We start from the raw sequence: 18,476 nt of genomic DNA on the forward strand, positions 1-18,476 counted from the left end.
AAGCTGCTCCTTATATATGTAGAAGTTTTTCAAATTGTGGCGGAATATGTTCCGGCCAGAGAATATGCTGCTGCTGTTGTTTAAAGATGCCTTGTTCAGCCAACCACAGATCAAACTCAGGTGCGGCTTTTAAGCCCAGAAGTTGCCTTAAATACAGTGCATCATGAAATGACGTGGTTTGATAGTTCAGCATGACGTCATCTGAGCCTGGAATGCCCATAATAAAGTTCAAACCTGCCGCACCGAATAGGGTGAGTAATACATCCATGTCGTTTTGGTCGGCATCGGCATGGTTGGTATAGCAAATGTCACAGCCCATAGGTAAGCCTAGGAGCTTGCCACAAAAATGGTCTTCCAAGCCTGCACGGATAATTTGTTTGCCATTGTATAAATACTCTGGACCAATAAACCCAACCACAGTATTTACCAGCAGTGGGTTAAACTTACGAGCCACAGCGTAGGCACGGACTTCTAAGGTTTGCTGATCTACGCCGTGATGTGCATTACTAGATAAGGCACTGCCTTGACCTGTTTCAAAATACATCACATTTTGTCCCACAGTCCCACGCTTGAGAGCTAGTGTCGCTTCATAGCCTTCACGTAGTAATTCAAGGTTAATTCCGAAACCTTCATTGGCGCGCTGTGTACCTGCAATCGATTGAAACATTAAATCAATCGGCACATTTTTCTCAGCCAGTTGAATCCCCGAACTGATATGGGTCAGTACACAAGACTGGGTTGGAATGTGATGCTCTTGGATTACATGATCGAGTAGTTTGAGCAGTTCCGATAAATTTTGTAGGTTATCGGTTGCAGGGTTAATCCCAATGACAGCATCACCATTGCCATACATCAAGCCATCCAAAATACTGGCCGATATCCCTAAGAGATCATCGGTTGGATGATTCGGTTGTAAACGGGTCGAGAGATGACCTTTTAAACCAATGGTGTTGCGAAATTGGGTGATGACTTCACATTTACTCGCAACCAAGATAAGGTCTTGATTACGCATAATTTTACTCACTGCAGCCACCATTTCAGGGGTTAAACCGAGCGCAAGTTGTTGTAATTTCTGCGTAGTTGCATCTTCACTGAGTAGCCAGTTACGAAAGTCTCCAACGGTAAAATGTGAAATTGGTGCAAATAAATCACTACGGTGCTCATCGATAATCAGGCGGGTTATTTCATCCTGTTCATAGTCGATCAGCGCTTCAGTTAAAAACTGCTTCAATGGAACATCGGCCAATGCCATTTGTGCGGCAACACGTTCCGTGGCATTTTCCGCGGCAACACCTGCAAGTTGATCACCTGAGCGCAGCGGGGTTGCTTTTGCCATTAAAGTTTTTAAATCATTAAACACATAGTGCTGATGTCCAATCAACGTTTTATAAGCCATGTCATAGATCCTTCTATAAGTCTTGTTCGGCCTTACGAATACTTTCAAATTCTTCTTCAGGCGTACCTTGAACGAGTCGATGGCGACTATGGAAAATAAAGTATGCAATAAATAGCACATAGATGCCTGCGGCCATAAACCAAACTTTAGGATCCACCACAAACCCAGCAATCACAGCAATACTGGCTAAAACCAAAGCAATTGATGAGGTGAAAATCCCACCTGGAGTTTTATAGGGGCGATGTAACTCTGGACGGCTGATGCGCAGTTTAATGTGAGAAAGCATCATCAAGACATAAGAAATGGTCGCACCAAATACTGCCATCAGGATGAGCAGATCACCTTCACCTGTTAGGGACAATAAAAAACCAATGATGCCGGGAATAATAATTGCTAAATAGGGCGCTTTGTTTTTATTGGTCAGTGATAACGAGGTCGGTAAATACCCCGCACGTGATAAGGCGAAAATTTGACGTGAATAGGCATAAATGATGGAGAAGAAACTCGCAATTAAACCTGCTAGACCGACAAAATTGACAAAACTGCCTAACCAGCTGTTTTGACCATAGACGGCTACCAGTGCATCAACTAAGGGTGCGCCTGATTCTTTAAGTTGTTCTGCACCAGCAGCACCAGCACCTAAGAACAGAATAAGTAGGGCAAAAGCGGCCAAAATCAGCATCGAACCGATCAAACCACGTGGTAAAGATTTGGATGGATCTTTGGCTTCTTCTGCTGCCAGTGGTACACCTTCCACCGCTAAAAAGAACCAAATGGCATAGGGCACCGCCGCCCAAATGCCGATATAACCCATCGGTAGGAAGTTACTTGCTCCGATATTTTCAGTTGGTGCAATGTTAAATAAGTTGGCGCTGTTAAAATGTGGTGCCATTGCGATGATAAAGACAAAAAGAGCTACGGCTGCAATGGCGGTAATGACAAACATGATCTTGAGGGCTTCACCTGCACCTTTAAGATGAATACCCATAAAAACCAGATAGCAGATTAGATAAATGATCCATCCACCGACACCAAATAAGGACTCGCAGTAGGCACCAATAAAGCATGCGATAGCCGCAGGGGCGATGGCATATTCAATTAAAATTGCCGTGCCTGTGAGATAGCCGCCAAATGGGCCAAATGCGGTACGCGCAAAGCTATAGCCGCCTCCCGCAGTGGGCAGCATGGTGGCCATTTCAGACATCGACAGGCACATGCATAAGTACATGATGGCTACGACAACCGTTGCGATAAACATACCGCCCCAGCCACCTTGAGCAAGACCGAAGTTCCAGCCAGCAAAGTCGCCTGAAATGACATAAGCCACGCCTAAACCAACTAATAATAGCCAGCCTACAGCACCTTGTTTCAGTTGCCTTTTTTCAAAATAGTCGTCAGATGTGCTTACCGTTGAAGTAGAGAGCGGAGTCGTTGAGCTGTTAATGGGAGAATCGGTCATGTGAAGCTCCATATCTTGAGTTTTTATAGATGGCTTGATGGATGCAATATTTATGCAATTTCAGTACCAAGCGACTAGACGTCCTGTCTAATGTTTATATGACACAGCTTTGAATTATTGTTTTGATGGTTGATGGTTGATGGTTGATGGTTGATGGTTGATGGTTGATGGTTGATGGTTGATGGTTGATGGTTGATGGTGAGAGTGTTCAGGGTAACGAATTACCCTAAACACGTAGAGAACTGTATGCGAATAAACTAAGTGCTTAGAAGAAGCCCATAGGCTTAGTTGCATAGCTCACAAGTAGGTTTTTAGTTTGTTGGTAATGATCAAGCATCATTTTGTGGTTTTCACGACCAATCCCTGACTTTTTATAACCACCGAAAGCGGCATGTGCAGGGTAGATGTGGTAACAGTTGGTCCAAACGCGACCCGCTTGAATCGCACGACCTGCGCGGTAAGAAGTATGTGCTGAACGTGACCATACACCAGCGCCTAAACCATAAATAGTGTCGTTGGCAATTTTAATCGCATCGTCAAAGTCTTTGAATGTTGCCACTGAAAGCACAGGCCCAAAAATTTCTTCTTGGAAAATTTTCATGTCGTTGGTGCCTTTGAAGATAGTTGGTTCAATATAGAAACCAGAACCTACTTCATTACGCTCACTACCACCTGTTAGTACTTGCGCACCTTCACCACGGCCTGTTGCGATACAACCCAAGATTTTTTCTTGCTGTTCAAGTGAAGCTTGCGCACCAATCATCGTTTCTGTATCGAGCGGGTGACCCGTTTTAATGCGTTTCACACGTTCAACTGCCATTTCAAGGAATTTATCTGCAATACTTTCTTGAACCAATGCGCGTGATGGACACGTACAGATTTCACCTTGGTTAAGTGCAAACATGGCAAAACCTTCAAGGGCTTTGTCTAAGAACTCATCGTCCTGATCCATAATGTCTTCAAAGAAGATGTTTGGAGATTTACCACCTAATTCCAAAGTCACAGGAATCACGTTTTCAGTGGCATATTGCATGATCATTTGACCCACAGCAGTAGAGCCAGTGAATGCAATTTTAGCAATACGTGGATTGGTTGCGAGTGGACGACCCACTTCAACACCATAACCGTTGACGATGTTTAAAATACCAGGTGGTAGCAAGTCTTGAATGAGTTCAATTAAAACCAAAATACTCGCAGGCGTCTGTTCAGCAGGTTTTAAAACAATACAGTTACCCGCAGCAAGTGCAGGAGCAATTTTCCATGTCGCCATCAAAATTGGGAAGTTCCATGGAATGATTTGTCCTACCACGCCCAATGGTTCGTGGAAGTGATAAGCAATGGTATCTTCATCAATTTCAGAAATGCCGCCTTCTTGCGCACGGATACAACCTGCGAAATAGCGGAAATGGTCAATGGCTAAAGGAATGTCCGCTGCGAGCGTTTCACGAATCGGTTTACCGTTATCCCATGTTTCAGCCACAGCCAATTTTTCTAGATTTTGTTCTAGACGATCTGCAATTTTAAGGAGTAAATTTGAACGTGTCGTAGGAGATGATTTGTTCCATTGTTCTTTGGCTTTATGCGCAGCATCAAGTGCAAGTTCGATGTCTTCAACAGATGAGCGAGGGACTTTTGTAAAAACTTTACCGTCGACAGGAGAGATATTTTCAAAGTATTCACCTTTTACTGGGGCAACCCACTCGCCACCAATAAAGTTGTCATACTGTGCTTTAAATTCTACTTTAGAACCAGATTGGTTAGGGTCTACATAGCGCATATTGAAGTTCCTTTGCTTATTGATTTTTTAAAAGCATCTACAGCTTTGGTATAAGGTACATCTGTACAATATTTAAGTAGCATAACTAATATAAGGTTGGAAAAAGGTTGGAAGGAAGGAGGTTTACAAGCCTTTGACAAATGTTTACAACCACGTAATACAGTGGACGTATATCAGGAATTGTTTTGAGAATAAGGAATGATGGCAATGCAACATTTAATACAGAAAAGACAAGAAATAGAAAAGCTTAGAACCAGCAGTAGTATTTCGACGGTACAAGCTGAACAATTGGGAAAAAGTATTGCAAGTTCATGGCAGCGCTCTAACTCCGCAGAAATTCCAAAAGATCGCTTTGCTGCGCCCATTTCTGAAGGTTCTATGTCACAAGGTTCAGCGCTACAACATGCTTTGAGTTACTGCGCAGATGAACTAAGACATATTGCACAACAGTCTTCGATGGTGGTCGCTGTAGGCGATATTGGTAGTACCATTATTTGGAGTGCGTCCAGCAGACAAATGCGTAATGCGGCAGAAAGTGTACATTTTGTTGAAGGCGGGCAGTGGCGAGAGGAATTGGTGGGGACCAATGCATTGGCCTTGTCCTTAAAAACGCAACAGTCCAGTTGTGTCTTTTCAAATGAACACTACATGAGCTCCATCCATGATTGGGTCTGTTATGCTGCACCAATCATCGACCCTTACTCAAAACACGTCCTAGGGGTGATTGATTTATCCACCACATGGAAAAATCATAATAGCCTTGGTCTACTCGCAGCAGAGCGCTGTGCATCTATCATCCAAACGGCACTGTTAGAATATCAGCGTCAACAGTTATATATCCGTGCTTTTGGTGTGCCACAAGTACATTTTAATGGCAAAGTGATGGTACTCACACCGCGACAAATTGAAATTTTGACCATCTTGGCGCTGTGCCCACAGGGCATGACTTTGGATACATTGCATCAGGCTTTATACGGTGAGCGCAAGGTGAGTGTGGGAACACTTAAGGCCGAAATGTCGCAACTGCGTGACTTGCTTGGCGGTATGTTGGGATCTCGTCCCTATCGGATTTTGGCGCATATCGAGGCCGATTTTTTACAAGCCGAGCAGGCCTTAGATGCTGCGTATATCGAGACTGCATTGAAGCTGTGTTCAGGTGTTTTACTGCCTAAAACAGAAAGTCCATTTCTATGTGCATGGCGCGATTGTTTGGAGTCACGTTTAAGCAGTGCGATTTTTAAAGCCAATGAAACCGATATGTTGTTTAAACATGTCGCACGTTACCCAGAGGCAATTGATGCCGTTGAGCGACTCATTGAGCTGACACCGGATGGACATCCTGCGCATCAGCTACTCGAGAAATATAAAATTTAAAAATTATGAATTGTGTTGGAAAGGTGTATTACGTTATTTTTTGCTCGAGCCACTGGAATAGCTCAGCATAAACTTCAGCACGAACTTCAGGTGCAGAGAGGACTAAGTCGTGTAAGCCATTGTGAATGGTCACGACACTGACGTCACCTTGTAAATTTTTGGCCTGCTTTTCAATGTCTTTAACATCTAAAATCACATCACTGGTTTGCGCGGCTACGCCCCATTTTTTTGGGTTGAGCGTTTGATGTGAATGCATGATGAGTGCAGGGACAGAGAGCTTCAAACCACCACGATGAATTTCTTTCTGTGCTTCATGGATTGCACGTACAAAGCTGATTCGAACCATAGAATAGCTTGGTTGTTTCCACTCCAAATCAAAGTTCCATTCACCATGCTCGTTTTGATGCAGGCTCGGTACATACCATTTATTCAGCTCACTTGGAAACTTGAGGTCAGGAAAATGCTTTGCGAGTCGGCTGAGCTGCGGCACGCCAAGTTTGCGCTTAATGGGATGCATATTAAAATCATAAAAAGGGCTATTGGCCCAAAGTGCTTTGATCAGCGGATGCTTAGGATTGTGCGCAGCGTATAAAGTCGTGATTAAGCCACCCGTAGAGTGTCCTGCGAGTAGCACCGCAGTATGGCCTTCATTGCCAATGATCTCTAAGGCTTGGGTAATTTCAGCATCGTATTCACTGAGATCACGGACGTTGTAATATTTTTGATGACTCAAGTGAGAACGACCATATTTTCTTAAATCGAGCGCATAAAAATCATAACCATGCTGATTAAATTGTTCAGCCATTTCGGTTTGGAAAAAGTAGTCAATAAAGCCATGGATATACAGCACAGCTTTTTGATTATTTTGCGGGGCTTTTTTGCGCACGAGGGTTGCGCAGACTGCACCTTCATAATCGTCTGGAAAACTGAGTTTTAATTGTTCATAGCCTGTGCCGAGGACATCGGGTGTATACGCAGAATGAGTTTGAGTTGCTGACATAATTTGCTCTGGTTGTTATTGTCATGAGTTTTCTTATCCTTGATGAAGTGCAAAACTTTGTCAACCACAAATAAAAAAAGACAATTTAAGTGCACAGATAAGCAAGGATTAGGCTTACCTGAATGAAACAGTATGGACGTCTGTTTCATTCCACTTAAATTGTCAAAGCAAACAAAAAGTTAAGGAGAGAACTTAGACCGCTGCTTTAAAATCGACCACTGAAGCACCTGATTTGAGTGCAGCTTTGAAGATGTCGACCACTTGAGCATGGTTTGCTTTACGTGGATTCGTCAGCATGCAGGCATCTTTTTGTGCATTTTCAGACATAACACCCAAATCTTGCTCTTTCACACCCAGTTCAGACAAGCTCGATGGAATACCAATCGATGCAGATAGTTCACGAATCGCGTCAATAGCAGCATATCCAGCTTCTGTCACAGTTAAACCTGTGATGTTAACTCCCATCAGCTCAGCAATACGTGCATAACGGTCAGGGCAGGCAATTAAGTTGAACTCACAGACGTGTGGAAGTAGGACTGCATTACATACGCCGTGAGGTAGGTTATAGAAGCCACCGAGTTGGTGTGCCATAGCATGGACATAACCTAGAGATGCATTATTAAATGCCATACCTGCTAGATATTGCGCATAACTCATTGCATCACGCGCTTCTAAGTTTTCACCGTTCGCAACTGCTGGACTTAACCATTCGCTAATCATCGAAATGGCTTTTTCAGCACAGGCATCAGTGATTGGGTTTGCTGCTGTTGAAACATAGGCTTCTACTGCATGGGTTAAGGCATCCATACCCGTTGCTGCCGTTAAACTTGCAGGTTTTGCAATCATCAGTTTAGGGTCATCAATTGCAATCAGTGGAGTGCAGCGCCAGTCTACAATCGCCATTTTTACGTGCGTATCTGTATTGGTAATAATACAGAAACGTGTCATTTCTGATGCTGTACCTGCCGTGGTGTTGATGGCAATAAGAGGGGTCATTGGAACCGTACTTTTATCGATTCCCTCGTAGTCACGAATATGGCCACCACCTGCAGTCACGAGCCCAATACCTTTAGCGCAGTCATGCGAAGAACCACCACCTAAGGAGACAATAAAGTCACAACCTTGTTCGTTATACGCAGTCACGCCGTTGTGGACATTGATGTCAGTTGGGTTCGGTTCTGCGCCTGGGAAGATGTGGCTATCAACACCTGCATCTTTGAGATATCCTGCAATGGCGTCGGCTACTCCAAATTTAAATAAACCAGCATCGGTCACAATCAGTGCTTTCTTTGCACCGAGGTTTTGTGCTTTGCCACCAATTTCTTTGGCACAGCCTGGACCAAAAAGTGAAACACAAGGGATATAAAAACCGTTCGTTTGATCTGCAATATTTTTAAAAGCCATGGTGCGATTCCTTCTACCATTATTTATGTTGTTATCGGTGCTCATTACCGTTTTTAGAGTATTGAATGATTCAAAAAACTTGTGTACCTACCAAATACCTACCATAAGTAAGGGAATGAGGATAAATGGCTTCACCGAACAGAATAGCTATCGATAAAAGGCATAGCCTGTGGTTCAGGATTTGTTTATATTGGTTTTGAAGTTGTGGTGAAAATAGCCAAATTCAAAGAGGACCAGCCGTGGAGCAAAACGATAAGCTTAAGCAACATCAAAGTCTTGCTATACAGTTAAGACAAGTTGTTCCAAGTATTCAGCAGCTTTATCACGAGCAGTCCGCTTTTCTTTCCACACTCAATGTGCAAAACGTTTTAAGTGTCGACGTAAAAACACAACGGATCCAAATTTTAAATCATTGTTTTCATATTCAGTTTTATGCGCCAGCTGAACAGGCGGAGCTGTGTGTCCCGCAGTTTATTTATCAAGGACACTATGCAGAAGCGCTCGAAGAATTTTGTTTACACGACATTGTGTTTTTAGTGGGTGATCAATCCCCACAACATTCTTTGTATTTGCGCAATAAAGTTAAACAGCTGCGGCAGCTGATTCTACAACAGCTGTTTGTTTTGTTTGATGGGACGAGTCGCGTGCAAACGATTTTGACTGAAATACGGCAAACGCAATCAGAACTCTTTCAACAGCTGTGCCAGCAAGTTGAATTCAATACAGCTGATCCAGCTTCTGAGCGAAGTCTGCTGGCCGAGTTGCAGCGCTTATGCAGCTTAGATGCAGATCAGGCGGAAGATATTTTACCGCTACAGTCTTTGATGAATAGTTATGACGAGCTGTGTTGCAGTGCCAGTCAATTCATAGAACCGCATGTTTATCGCATTGTACAAACGGCATTTCCTGAACGGTTTTCTTTACAAGAGTTGATAGATCATACGCACGATATTCACTTGTTGTATCCGCATGCTAAAGAGCAGCCCCATATGCTTGGCTTTGTGCGGCTTATGCATCGAGATTTTTGGACATCGCGTGATTTGATGGCAAAGCGCCATTTTTTAAAAGCTGAAACTAAGACATGGCAAAAGAAGGTCGCCAAACTCCCGATTTTTGATGAAAGCCGTACCGTAAATTGGTTATTCAAACAAAAAGCGGTGGTGACAGACTGGGTTAGTCAAAATATTCAGCACAGTAGTATACGCGTTGCCGTAACGGCTTTGAGTTATCTCGATACGCAGTCTTATCATCCCGAAATTATTGTGACTACCTTAAAGTACTTCCAACATGTTGCTGCGCGCTTATTTATACAAAGTTGCTATGAACATGCCTTACAACAGCATTGGTTTGAGCTGGAGGCCAACCAGCATGTGGTCTTAAAAAATAGACGCCAAGATATGGATGATCAGCGGATAGCGATCAGTCCGTCTATTTTGTATTTAGATGAATGGCTCGAACTGCTGCGCCGTGTGGTCGAACAACAGCCTGAATGGGGGAAACGGGTCTACACAAAATTGAGTCGTGTAATGCAGGCCTATATTCAGCATCTAGATAAAATTGTGCAGAAACTCCCAGAAGACTTAGTGGTCTATTTTAGTGAAGATAAGCAACAACACCGTGATTTTTATCTTCAGTTAAAGCAACATAAACTGCATATTGAAAGCTTTCGACAGTTGTTTTATTTAAATCGTCTCCCTTTACGAATTTCGGTGTTTGATGCTTATGTGCGCGATTATTTGCCTGAACATTTTGAGACGCAAAAGGAGGTTTTAAAAAATGTCACATGGAAGAGCCTGTTTCATCAGGCTGTGCAATGGCATGATCAATTACATAGCCAAGAGTTACTCGCTGAACTGAAACGAAAGCTTGGTTGTGTCTCATGGCAACCGATCAGTCATGAAGCTTATTATTTTATTGAGAGTTGGGTACTTGAGGAGCTTAAAGATATTGATCGCATCATTGCAGAGTCTCGTCGCTTTCAACATTGTTTAGCAGCCAGTTTTGCTGAGCGAATCATTGTGCGTGAATATGCTGCATTTCATATGAGTCATACCGATGCACAGCGACACTTGACGCTTGGTTGTCATTATATTGCAGGGCAACTGTTATTTGATCAGCTTGAATATCCAAACAACCAAAAAGCGCTACCCGATGATGTGGTCGTCGCTGAACAATTCATTGCCATGCTGAACCAAACCCAATAACCAAGCTCTTAAAATTTAAACAACAATGGACCTAATTTGTCGTACATCATTTGTTGTGTGACGAGATCTGCTTAACTTTTTAGCAAAAACTCGGTAGGCTATAGCCGTTCATCAATGGTATAGGTCTTATGAAGCAAGAAACTGCACTCAAACTCTTAAAAGCGGGCGAAAATGTCTTTTTAACCGGTTCCGCTGGTGCAGGAAAAACCTATACGCTGAACCAATACATTAACTATTTAAAAGCCCGCAAAGTACCTGTGGCGATTACTGCTTCTACAGGTATTGCCGCAACGCATATGAATGGCATGACTATTCATACTTGGGCTGGCATTGGAATTAAGGATGCGTTGGGGGAAGATGAACTCAAACGCATGAAAGAACGTAAATACTTAAAAGAGCATTTAGAAAATGCCCAAGTCTTAATCATCGATGAAATTTCGATGCTGCATGCCAAGCAACTCAATTTGGTCAATAAAGTCCTTAAGTTCTTTAAAGAAAGTGAAGAGCCATTTGGCGGAATTCAAGTGATTGTTGCAGGTGATTTCTTCCAGTTACCGCCAGTCGGTAAAAATGAAGAACGCAATCGCGATAAATTCTGTTTTATGTCTGATGCATGGGTGGAAGCTAAATTTCGTGTGTGCTATTTGACCGAACAGCACCGTCAGGGCAATGATTATCTCAATGATATTTTAAATGCCATTCGCAGTCAGAGTATTAACTCTCAGCACTTGCAGGCTTTACAAGCTACACGTCAGCAAGATATTGGAGAAATCTTTACACGTTTATATACGCATAATATGGATGTGGACACCATCAACTTCAAACATTTGAATGAAATTGAAAATGAAGGTCGACAGTTTGAGGCGGTGTGTGATGGCAATGACAAGCTTATTGAAACCTTAAAGTCTTCTGTGCGTGCACCTGAAAATTTAACCCTCAAGAAAAATGCCAAAGTGATGTTTGTAAAGAACAACTTCGATGTGGGCTATATCAACGGTAGCTTAGGCGAAGTGGTGGGCTTTGAAGAAGATGATGACTTTGGAATATTGCCGAAAGTCAAACTGACTGACGGAACAGTACTGGTGGTTGAACCTGAAACCTGGTCAGTAGACAATGATGCTGGCAAAACCATTGCCAGTTTTCAGCAAATTCCATTGCGTTTGGCATGGGCCATCACCATTCATAAGTCACAAGGGATGACTTTAGCGGCAGCGGAAATTAACCTCAGTCATACCTTTGAAAAAGGACAGGGCTATGTGGCTTTGTCGCGCTTAAAGACTTTGGATGGTTTAAGGCTGCTGGGTTTTAATGAACAAGCTTTGGAGTTAGATAGTCTTGCCATTAAGGCAGACCGCCGCTTCCAAGAACTGTCCGATGAAGCCGAAACATATTTCGAGGCCATCGATCTTGAGCCACAGCACAAGGCTTTTATTCGTCACTGTGGCGGAACGCTTAATGAAATTGAGATTGAGCGTAATGAAAAGAAAATTGCTCGTAATGCAGGTAAAGCCAACTATGCTTCTGCAACACTCGATGAAACACGTGAATTGTTTGAAGGTGGTTATGAAATTGCCGATATCGCACAAGAGCGCGGTTTGACAGCTGCAACTATTATCAACCATTTGGCAAAACTACACAAAGAGCAAGGCCTAGATATTTCCGTAGCACATCCTGGAGAAGAAGTAGTTGAGCAAGTGCGGAAAATTTATAAACGCTTAATGAAGCGTCAGCAAACAGAACACTTTAGTGAAGATGGTGCGATTAAGCTTCGTCCAATTGTGGAACTGACAAATCCGCGTATGGGCTATGACCAAGTTCGTCTAGCACTGTTATATATTGAATAACATCTTAAAACTAGGGCGTTTCGTGCAGAAATTTCTTACTTACATTGCTGAGAACTTCAGTTAAACTGAATTTTAAGGGATAAGAATAACTTAGAATCGTAATGAAATTGACAGCTTGGTACACGCTACGCAAATTTGTTTATAACAATTTGCATAATGAAGATTATGAGACGCCCTTAAGTCGAGGGTTGAACTATTTTCTAATTGCACTGATTATGAGTAATGCTGCTGCGGTCTTGCTGGAGTCGGTGCAAAAGTACTATGTGTTGTATCAAGACTTTTTCTATTATTTTGAAATCTTTTCTATTATCGTTTTTAGCGTCGAATATCTCTTACGTTTTTGGTCAATTGCTGAATCTAATAGTTTTGAGTCGGATTGGAAAAATCGCCTAAATTGGGTTAAAAGTGGTGGGGCGATTATCGACCTCTTGGCTATTCTACCTGCGTATTTAAACTTTTTTGTTCAGTTCGACTTACGATTCTTAAGAATTGTTCGTCTGCTCCGACTTCTCAAGTTAACCCGCTACTTTGTTTCTCTACAAATTTTATTACGAGTCATCGAACGTGAAAAAGGCTCATTTCAAGCAGTTATTTTCATCTTAATGATTATGATCATTATGGCGGCTGCAGGGGTGTATTTGATTGAAAGTCAGGCACAGCCTGAAGTTTTCAGCTCTATTCCAGCCTCAATGTGGTGGGCCGTAGTTACACTGACCACCGTGGGTTATGGTGATGTGACACCTATTACGCCGCTAGGACGTTTTCTTGGTGCGATTATTACCATTTTAGGGGTAGGTTTAGCGGCATTGCCTGCGGGTATTTTAGCCAATGGTTTAGCCAATGAACTTGAGCAGCGTAAAGAAAAACTTGAGCTCAGATTTCGAGAACTAATCCAAAATAGCGATATTGATTTTGTCTTAGAGACAGAAAAAATTGAAGAAGTTCGTAAAGATGTGGGACTGACCAAAGAGCAAACACACGATATTATTTTACAGCTCATTCGTGAACAAAAAGAAGAATCTTTAAGGCAAGAGCGTGAGCAATATGCCTATTGCCCACACTGCGGCAAGAAACTACCTGAATGATTATGCTAGACAGTTAAGGAGTTTCGTATTTCTCTTCTTGTTGAGATGATGTTATCGCATATCGAATAAAATCTAGAGTTTAAAAAGAAAATGCCAGTAAGATTTTTAACGGCCTGACATTAATCTGAATGATGGATTGTAAAAGCGTGCATAAAAATACGATTGAATTTTTATGCACGCTTATTGTTTTTAGATGAAAGTCATTGATTTGGATTTAACAAGTCTGATTTGCATCATTTTTACATGCGGATATCGACTTCTTCTCATGCTGAAAAGCCACCAGTAAAATAATTAGCCCACCCAAACTTAGTAGAACCCCGACCCAGATTGGAGCTAGCCAACCTAAACCTTGGCTAATTAACCAGCCGCCGAGAAAGGCACCAAAGGCATTGGCAATATTAAATGCAGAGTGATTAAGTGAAGCAGCTAAGCCTTGTGCATTGCCAGCGACATCCATCAAGCGAGTTTGCAGTAAAGGCCCCAAACCAGCAATACTGAAGCTGACTAAGAAGAGTGCAATAAAAGCAGTGGCAAGGTGATCCATAGACAGGGCACAAAGCACATAAGAGCAGGCATTGGAAATTAAGACCCAAATAATCGCCTTGTTTAAGTTTTTATCGGCAAAGTGTCCTGCGACAACACCGCCGACGACCAACCCGAGCCCAATACATGCCAGTGCAAACGGAATGACTTGAATGCTGGCATGGGTATATTCAGTCAGAATAGGTGAGACATAACTATAAACAGAAAACAGCCCGCCAAATCCAATTGCACCGACAGCAAGCGTGATCCACATTTGTGTGTTTTTAAGTCCACGCAGTTCATTTTGAATACTGGCTGTGTGATCTAGCTGCATTTTAGGTAAGCCAAAACAAATTGCGACTACGGTCAAAAATGCGATAGATGCAGAAAACTCAAAACCTGCCCGCCAACCATACAGTTGACCCAGCCATGTCGCAAAAGGCACACCAATCACGGTCGCGACATTCAGCCCCATCATGAGCATTGCGACAGCCGAAGCGCGCTTTTGTTTTCCTGCAAACTCTGCTACCACCAAAGCGGCAATACCAAAGTAAGCGCCGTGAGGGAAACCTGCAATAAAACGTGAGATCAGCATAGACTCATAGCTGTTTGCGAGTGCTGTACTGGCATTGGCGATACCATAAAATAGCATGAGGCCAATTAAGAGCGTTTTACGCGGAACCTTTGCGGCCAAAATGGCAATCACAGGTGCGCCAATAGTCACGCCTAAAGCGTAAGCACTAATAAAATGCCCTGTGACAGGAATACTGAGATTGAAACTTTGTGAGATCTCTTGGATGAGTCCCATCGCAACGAATTCAGTGGTACCAATACAAAAACCACCGAGTGCCAATGCCAAAATAATGACAGATAAGTGGCGCGTTGGAGAGATGCTATTTTCTTGAGAGGACATAAATAGAGGAGGAAATGAAAAGTATTATACGTTCTTTATCACATGAAAATTTGGTTGTTCAAAAAAGTTATAAGTAAACTAAGCAAGTATAATATTCATGCGAACTCTGAAGATTCTGCACGATGAGTATCTATTCATAGCGCTACATTGAGTGATCATTCTATATAAGAAATCAAATTTAAAAGCAGTAAATACAGATCAATCCAACTCAGCTTGAGAATTTGGATTTGTTTTTGTATTCGTTAGGCTAGGGCTGTCCTGTACCAATGATTAAGGTAAGTAAACCAGCCGCAATGAGTGGGCCGACTGGAACGCCACGTAGTAAAGCCACTCCTGCAACGGTTCCGACCAGCAAGCCTGCAACAACATCAGGTTGGTTGGACATCAGTTTCACACCACGGCCACCTAACCATGCAACCAAAATGCCAATCGCGATAGCAAGTAATGATTTCACACTTAAAAAAGATTTAAAAATACTTTCACCACTAATTCTACCACTTGCAATAGGCACTAAAACTGCAATGGTTAAAATGATGATCCCGATATTTAATCCATGTTGTTGGATGAGTGGGAAGTATTCACTTAGTGGCGTCATCCGTAAAATAATGAGTACTGCAGCAGCAATGGTTACTGCAGAATTGTGACTGAAAATACCACAAGCCAGCAGGATCAGGAGGACGATCAGGTTCAAATCTAAGTTCGGCATAGGGGAGAGACTGGTCAAAAAAACATGTGCATTGTAACGTTTTTTTAGCCACTTTGCCGAATGATCCGAGTCCTTTGATTGATGTTCCTGTATTTCAGTATAAAATGAGCCTTTATTTAAAAATGTGGTGTGCTGATGCTGTTGGAAAAAATGTTGCAGTCGCAAGGATTTGGTTCGCGAAAGCATTGCCAACAGTTGATTAAAAATGCAGCCATTGAAATTGATGGGCATATCATTACTGACCCTAAATATAAACTCAAATTGGATGCTTTGAACTACAAGGTACATGGGAAGAGCTTTGAATACCGTGAAAAAATCTATATCGCCCTAAACAAACCTCAAGGCTATGAATGTTCACATCAGGCGACGCATCATTTTAGTGTTTTTGATTTGTTTGATGATGTACTGATGAATCGTGGTATTCAGTGTGTAGGTCGTCTAGATCAAGACACCACAGGTTTATTGTTACTTACCGATGATGGTCAGTTTTTACAAGCGCTGACACACCCTAAAAAGCATGTGGCAAAAGTGTATCGGATGAAAACGGCCGACCCTGTTACAGATGAACAAGTTCAGCAGCTGGAGCAAGGGGTTGAACTGCGAAATGAAAAAGGGAGTTTTGCTGCAACAGATGTAAAACGCTTAGCTGAATGTGAACTGCAAATGACCGTGCATCAAGGGGTATATCATCAAGTGAAACGTATGCTTGCGGCAGTGGGAAATAAAGTTGAGAGCTTGCATCGTCAGCAAATTGGAGCGCTCGACTTAACGGGGATACCAGATTTAGTCGAGGGACGTTGGATCTATTTAAATGCCGAACAAGTGGCTTTAGCCAAGACACGCAATGATCTTGAGAGAGAAGGTCTTTAGACGCTGAATGCTATAGAAAGCAATGATAGGTCTTAAATTCATTATCCGCTACAAAGCCCATGGCTTCATATAAGCTGTGGGATTGATAATTATTCTTTTGCGTTTCAAGCGTAATACGAATGGCTTTTTCATGTCGCGCAAATAAAATCGCGGTATCAATCAATTGTTTTGCTGAGCCATGGCGACGATGCGGTGGAGAAACGTAAACATCATCTAAAATATAGTAAGTTGCACAGGCCACAGAAGAAAAGCCTAAATACAGCAGGACAAAACCTGTAATCACATCGTCTTTGACATGAATGAAGATGACGCTTTGTTCGTTTTCAAGGCGAAGTTTAAGGAACTTTTGGGAAAGCGCTAAGTTGGAAGATGCACCATAAAATTGGCGATATTCATCAAATAATACAGCAAGTTTTTCTAAGTCTTCTAAAGTGGCACGTCTAACGATCATGTATTACTCCATGCTGTATTTATAATGTTTACATGAAGCATACCTAAGTTTTGAAAGGGATATTTCTAAAATTTGTTTAGAAATGCAACACTGTTAAGTTTTGTCACTTTCTCCCAAGATTGCCGCTAATTCCTCAAAAAGATCAATGTGTTCATCGTCTGCAAATAAATCATTGGTAGCCGTTGAGTCTGCACTGGTGATGTGTTCAACCGCTTTCTGTTCTTGCTTGAGCTTACGTAGCTTAATCAGCTGTTCAAGATTGATGTTCTGGTTTTCAATTGAGAAAGGGATGGATTTGGTTAAAACCACTTGTTTGAAGAACAAACGAACGGCTTGCGCAGGCGTAATTCCCAGTTGTTTAAACACAGCAAAAGCTTGTTTCTTTTCTTGGGAATCGAGTCGAATTTGATAGACTTCTGTTTTTCTCATGATTTTTTAAATAATTTGAACGACTTAAGGGTAGAAGTTATTTTAATCAATTCCATTGTAATTTCAATATTCATACAATGGAATTTTAAATTATTTTGTAATGACAAGCAGATTACAATGTCAATTCAAGATTGGAGCTAAACTGCATAAGCTGTTGAGTTACTGGATCTTTAAATGAAAGATGCTTAGCTAAGAGCTGTAAAGGCTGACTAAAATCATCGTCGGCTTTATGTACAACTTTAGGATAGAACGGATCATTTTTAATCGGAAGACCTAAGAAGTTGAGGTGTACACGGAGTTGATGTTGTTTGCCTGTCTCGGGTTTAAGCTCATATTTTGCCCATGTTGCATCATGCTCTAAAAGGATGATCTCGGTTTCACTGTTCGGTGCTTTGTCTAGGACTTGCATGGTGTAGAACGGTTCACCTTTTTGCATATGCAGTTTTACTATGCGTGGGAAGTTGAGTTCGCGGTTAAACGGTGCAATCGCATGATAGATTTTTTGAACCTGTCGATCTGCAAACATTTGCTGATACAGACCTCGACTGTGAATACATTTGGAAAACATCACTAAGCCAGCGGTTTCACGGTCAAGACGGTGGATGGGCGTTAAATGCTCAATGCTTGTTTGTTTTTTCAGGCGCACCAATAGGGTTTGTTGAACATATTGCCCCGTTGGACTGATGGTCAGAAAGTGTGGCTTATCCACTACTAAGAAATGATCGTTTTCAAATAAAATGTCATGCTGAAATGGAACTTCAATTTCGTGCGCTAAAAAGCGGTAATAAAACACATGCTGATTTTCAAGATATGCCGAATCTGTATGGAGTACATTACCTTCAGCATCATAGACCAAGCCATCATGAAAACGTTGCTGCCACTCACTTGCTTCAATATGCGGAAATTGGTCAGATAAATAAGCCAATACGGTGTGTGGTGCGGGCTTCAATTTAGGTAGAAACACTTTACTTGCACTCACGCCATTGAGCATGGGAGGGCAAAATTCAGCAGGTTTTATGTTGAGCATGATGTGCAGGCAATA

At 42.1% G+C, this 18,476-nt stretch carries 15 protein-coding genes; 5 read left to right on the plus strand and 10 right to left on the minus strand.

Annotation, left to right across the window (positions count from 1 at the left end; all coding sequences use genetic code 11):
• Positions 1–10 precede the first annotated feature (10 nt).
• The 3 genes from RR876_RS09485 to RR876_RS09495 form a co-directional block, all read right to left on the minus strand.
• Positions 11–1,396, minus strand: coding sequence for an ethanolamine ammonia-lyase subunit EutB (locus tag RR876_RS09485; RefSeq protein ID WP_332477391.1), 1,386 nt, complete (start codon positions 1,394–1,396; stop codon positions 11–13).
• A gap of 13 nt (positions 1,397–1,409) precedes the next feature.
• A complete protein-coding gene (eat, locus tag RR876_RS09490; protein ID WP_332477390.1) occupies positions 1,410–2,855 on the minus strand; it encodes an ethanolamine permease in 1,446 nt (481 codons plus the stop codon).
• 265 nt (positions 2,856–3,120) lie between these two features.
• Positions 3,121–4,632, minus strand: a complete 1,512-nt coding sequence (locus RR876_RS09495; RefSeq protein WP_005401131.1) for an aldehyde dehydrogenase family protein — start codon at positions 4,630–4,632, stop codon at positions 3,121–3,123.
• A gap of 198 nt (positions 4,633–4,830) precedes the next feature.
• On the opposite strand from RR876_RS09495, the gene RR876_RS09500 reads away from it, so the two are divergent.
• Positions 4,831–6,006, plus strand: a complete 1,176-nt coding sequence (locus RR876_RS09500; protein WP_010326873.1) for a transcriptional regulator — start codon at positions 4,831–4,833, stop codon at positions 6,004–6,006.
• Between the two features lie 28 nt (positions 6,007–6,034).
• Here the strand turns inward: RR876_RS09500 and RR876_RS09505 are convergent, their stop codons facing one another.
• Both RR876_RS09505 and RR876_RS09510 read right to left on the minus strand, forming a co-directional pair.
• Entirely contained in the window at positions 6,035–7,006 is a 972-nt protein-coding gene (locus RR876_RS09505; protein WP_332481906.1) for an alpha/beta hydrolase, read from the minus strand.
• A gap of 192 nt (positions 7,007–7,198) precedes the next feature.
• Positions 7,199–8,410: an iron-containing alcohol dehydrogenase gene (locus tag RR876_RS09510; protein WP_332477388.1), complete on the minus strand. Its 1,212-nt coding sequence runs from the start codon at positions 8,408–8,410 to the stop codon at positions 7,199–7,201.
• Positions 8,411–8,649: 239 nt separating this feature from the next.
• Here RR876_RS09510 and RR876_RS09515 point away from each other — a divergent pair, with 239 nt between their 5' ends.
• From RR876_RS09515 to RR876_RS09525, 3 genes are all read left to right on the plus strand, one after another.
• Entirely contained in the window at positions 8,650–10,614 is a 1,965-nt protein-coding gene (locus tag RR876_RS09515) for a hypothetical protein (protein ID WP_332477387.1), read from the plus strand.
• A gap of 128 nt (positions 10,615–10,742) precedes the next feature.
• The gene (locus tag RR876_RS09520) at positions 10,743–12,458 is read left to right on the plus strand and encodes an AAA family ATPase (RefSeq protein ID WP_332477386.1); all 1,716 of its coding nucleotides are present in this window, start codon (positions 10,743–10,745) and stop codon (positions 12,456–12,458) included.
• Between the two features lie 101 nt (positions 12,459–12,559).
• Positions 12,560–13,543 (plus strand): ion transporter, encoded by a 984-nt coding sequence (locus RR876_RS09525; RefSeq protein ID WP_332477385.1) that lies wholly within the window; start codon positions 12,560–12,562, stop codon positions 13,541–13,543.
• Positions 13,544–13,757: 214 nt separating this feature from the next.
• Here the strand turns inward: RR876_RS09525 and RR876_RS09530 are convergent, their stop codons facing one another.
• The gene (locus RR876_RS09530; RefSeq protein WP_332477384.1) at positions 13,758–14,978 is read right to left on the minus strand and encodes an MFS transporter; all 1,221 of its coding nucleotides are present in this window, start codon (positions 14,976–14,978) and stop codon (positions 13,758–13,760) included.
• A gap of 247 nt (positions 14,979–15,225) precedes the next feature.
• Complete coding sequence (locus RR876_RS09535) at positions 15,226–15,684, minus strand: DUF441 domain-containing protein (RefSeq protein WP_279735083.1); 459 nt, start codon at positions 15,682–15,684, stop codon at positions 15,226–15,228.
• A 135-nt stretch (positions 15,685–15,819) separates the two neighbouring features.
• Between RR876_RS09535 and RR876_RS09540 the strand changes: the two genes are divergently transcribed.
• Positions 15,820–16,554 (plus strand): pseudouridine synthase, encoded by a 735-nt coding sequence (locus RR876_RS09540; RefSeq protein WP_332477383.1) that lies wholly within the window; start codon positions 15,820–15,822, stop codon positions 16,552–16,554.
• Between the two features lie 10 nt (positions 16,555–16,564).
• On the opposite strand, the gene RR876_RS09545 is transcribed toward RR876_RS09540, so the two are convergent.
• The 3 genes from RR876_RS09545 to RR876_RS09555 form a co-directional block, all read right to left on the minus strand.
• The gene (locus RR876_RS09545; protein ID WP_004696801.1) at positions 16,565–17,005 is read right to left on the minus strand and encodes a GNAT family N-acetyltransferase; all 441 of its coding nucleotides are present in this window, start codon (positions 17,003–17,005) and stop codon (positions 16,565–16,567) included.
• 93 nt (positions 17,006–17,098) lie between these two features.
• Entirely contained in the window at positions 17,099–17,434 is a 336-nt protein-coding gene (locus RR876_RS09550; protein WP_004696803.1) for a type II toxin-antitoxin system RelB/DinJ family antitoxin, read from the minus strand.
• A 112-nt stretch (positions 17,435–17,546) separates the two neighbouring features.
• A complete protein-coding gene (locus tag RR876_RS09555) occupies positions 17,547–18,461 on the minus strand; it encodes a pseudouridine synthase (RefSeq protein ID WP_332477382.1) in 915 nt (304 codons plus the stop codon).
• Between the last annotated feature and the right edge of the window lie 15 nt (positions 18,462–18,476).

This window comes from Acinetobacter sp., from assembly GCF_036666595.1.
Lineage (GTDB): Bacteria > Pseudomonadota > Gammaproteobacteria > Pseudomonadales > Moraxellaceae > Acinetobacter.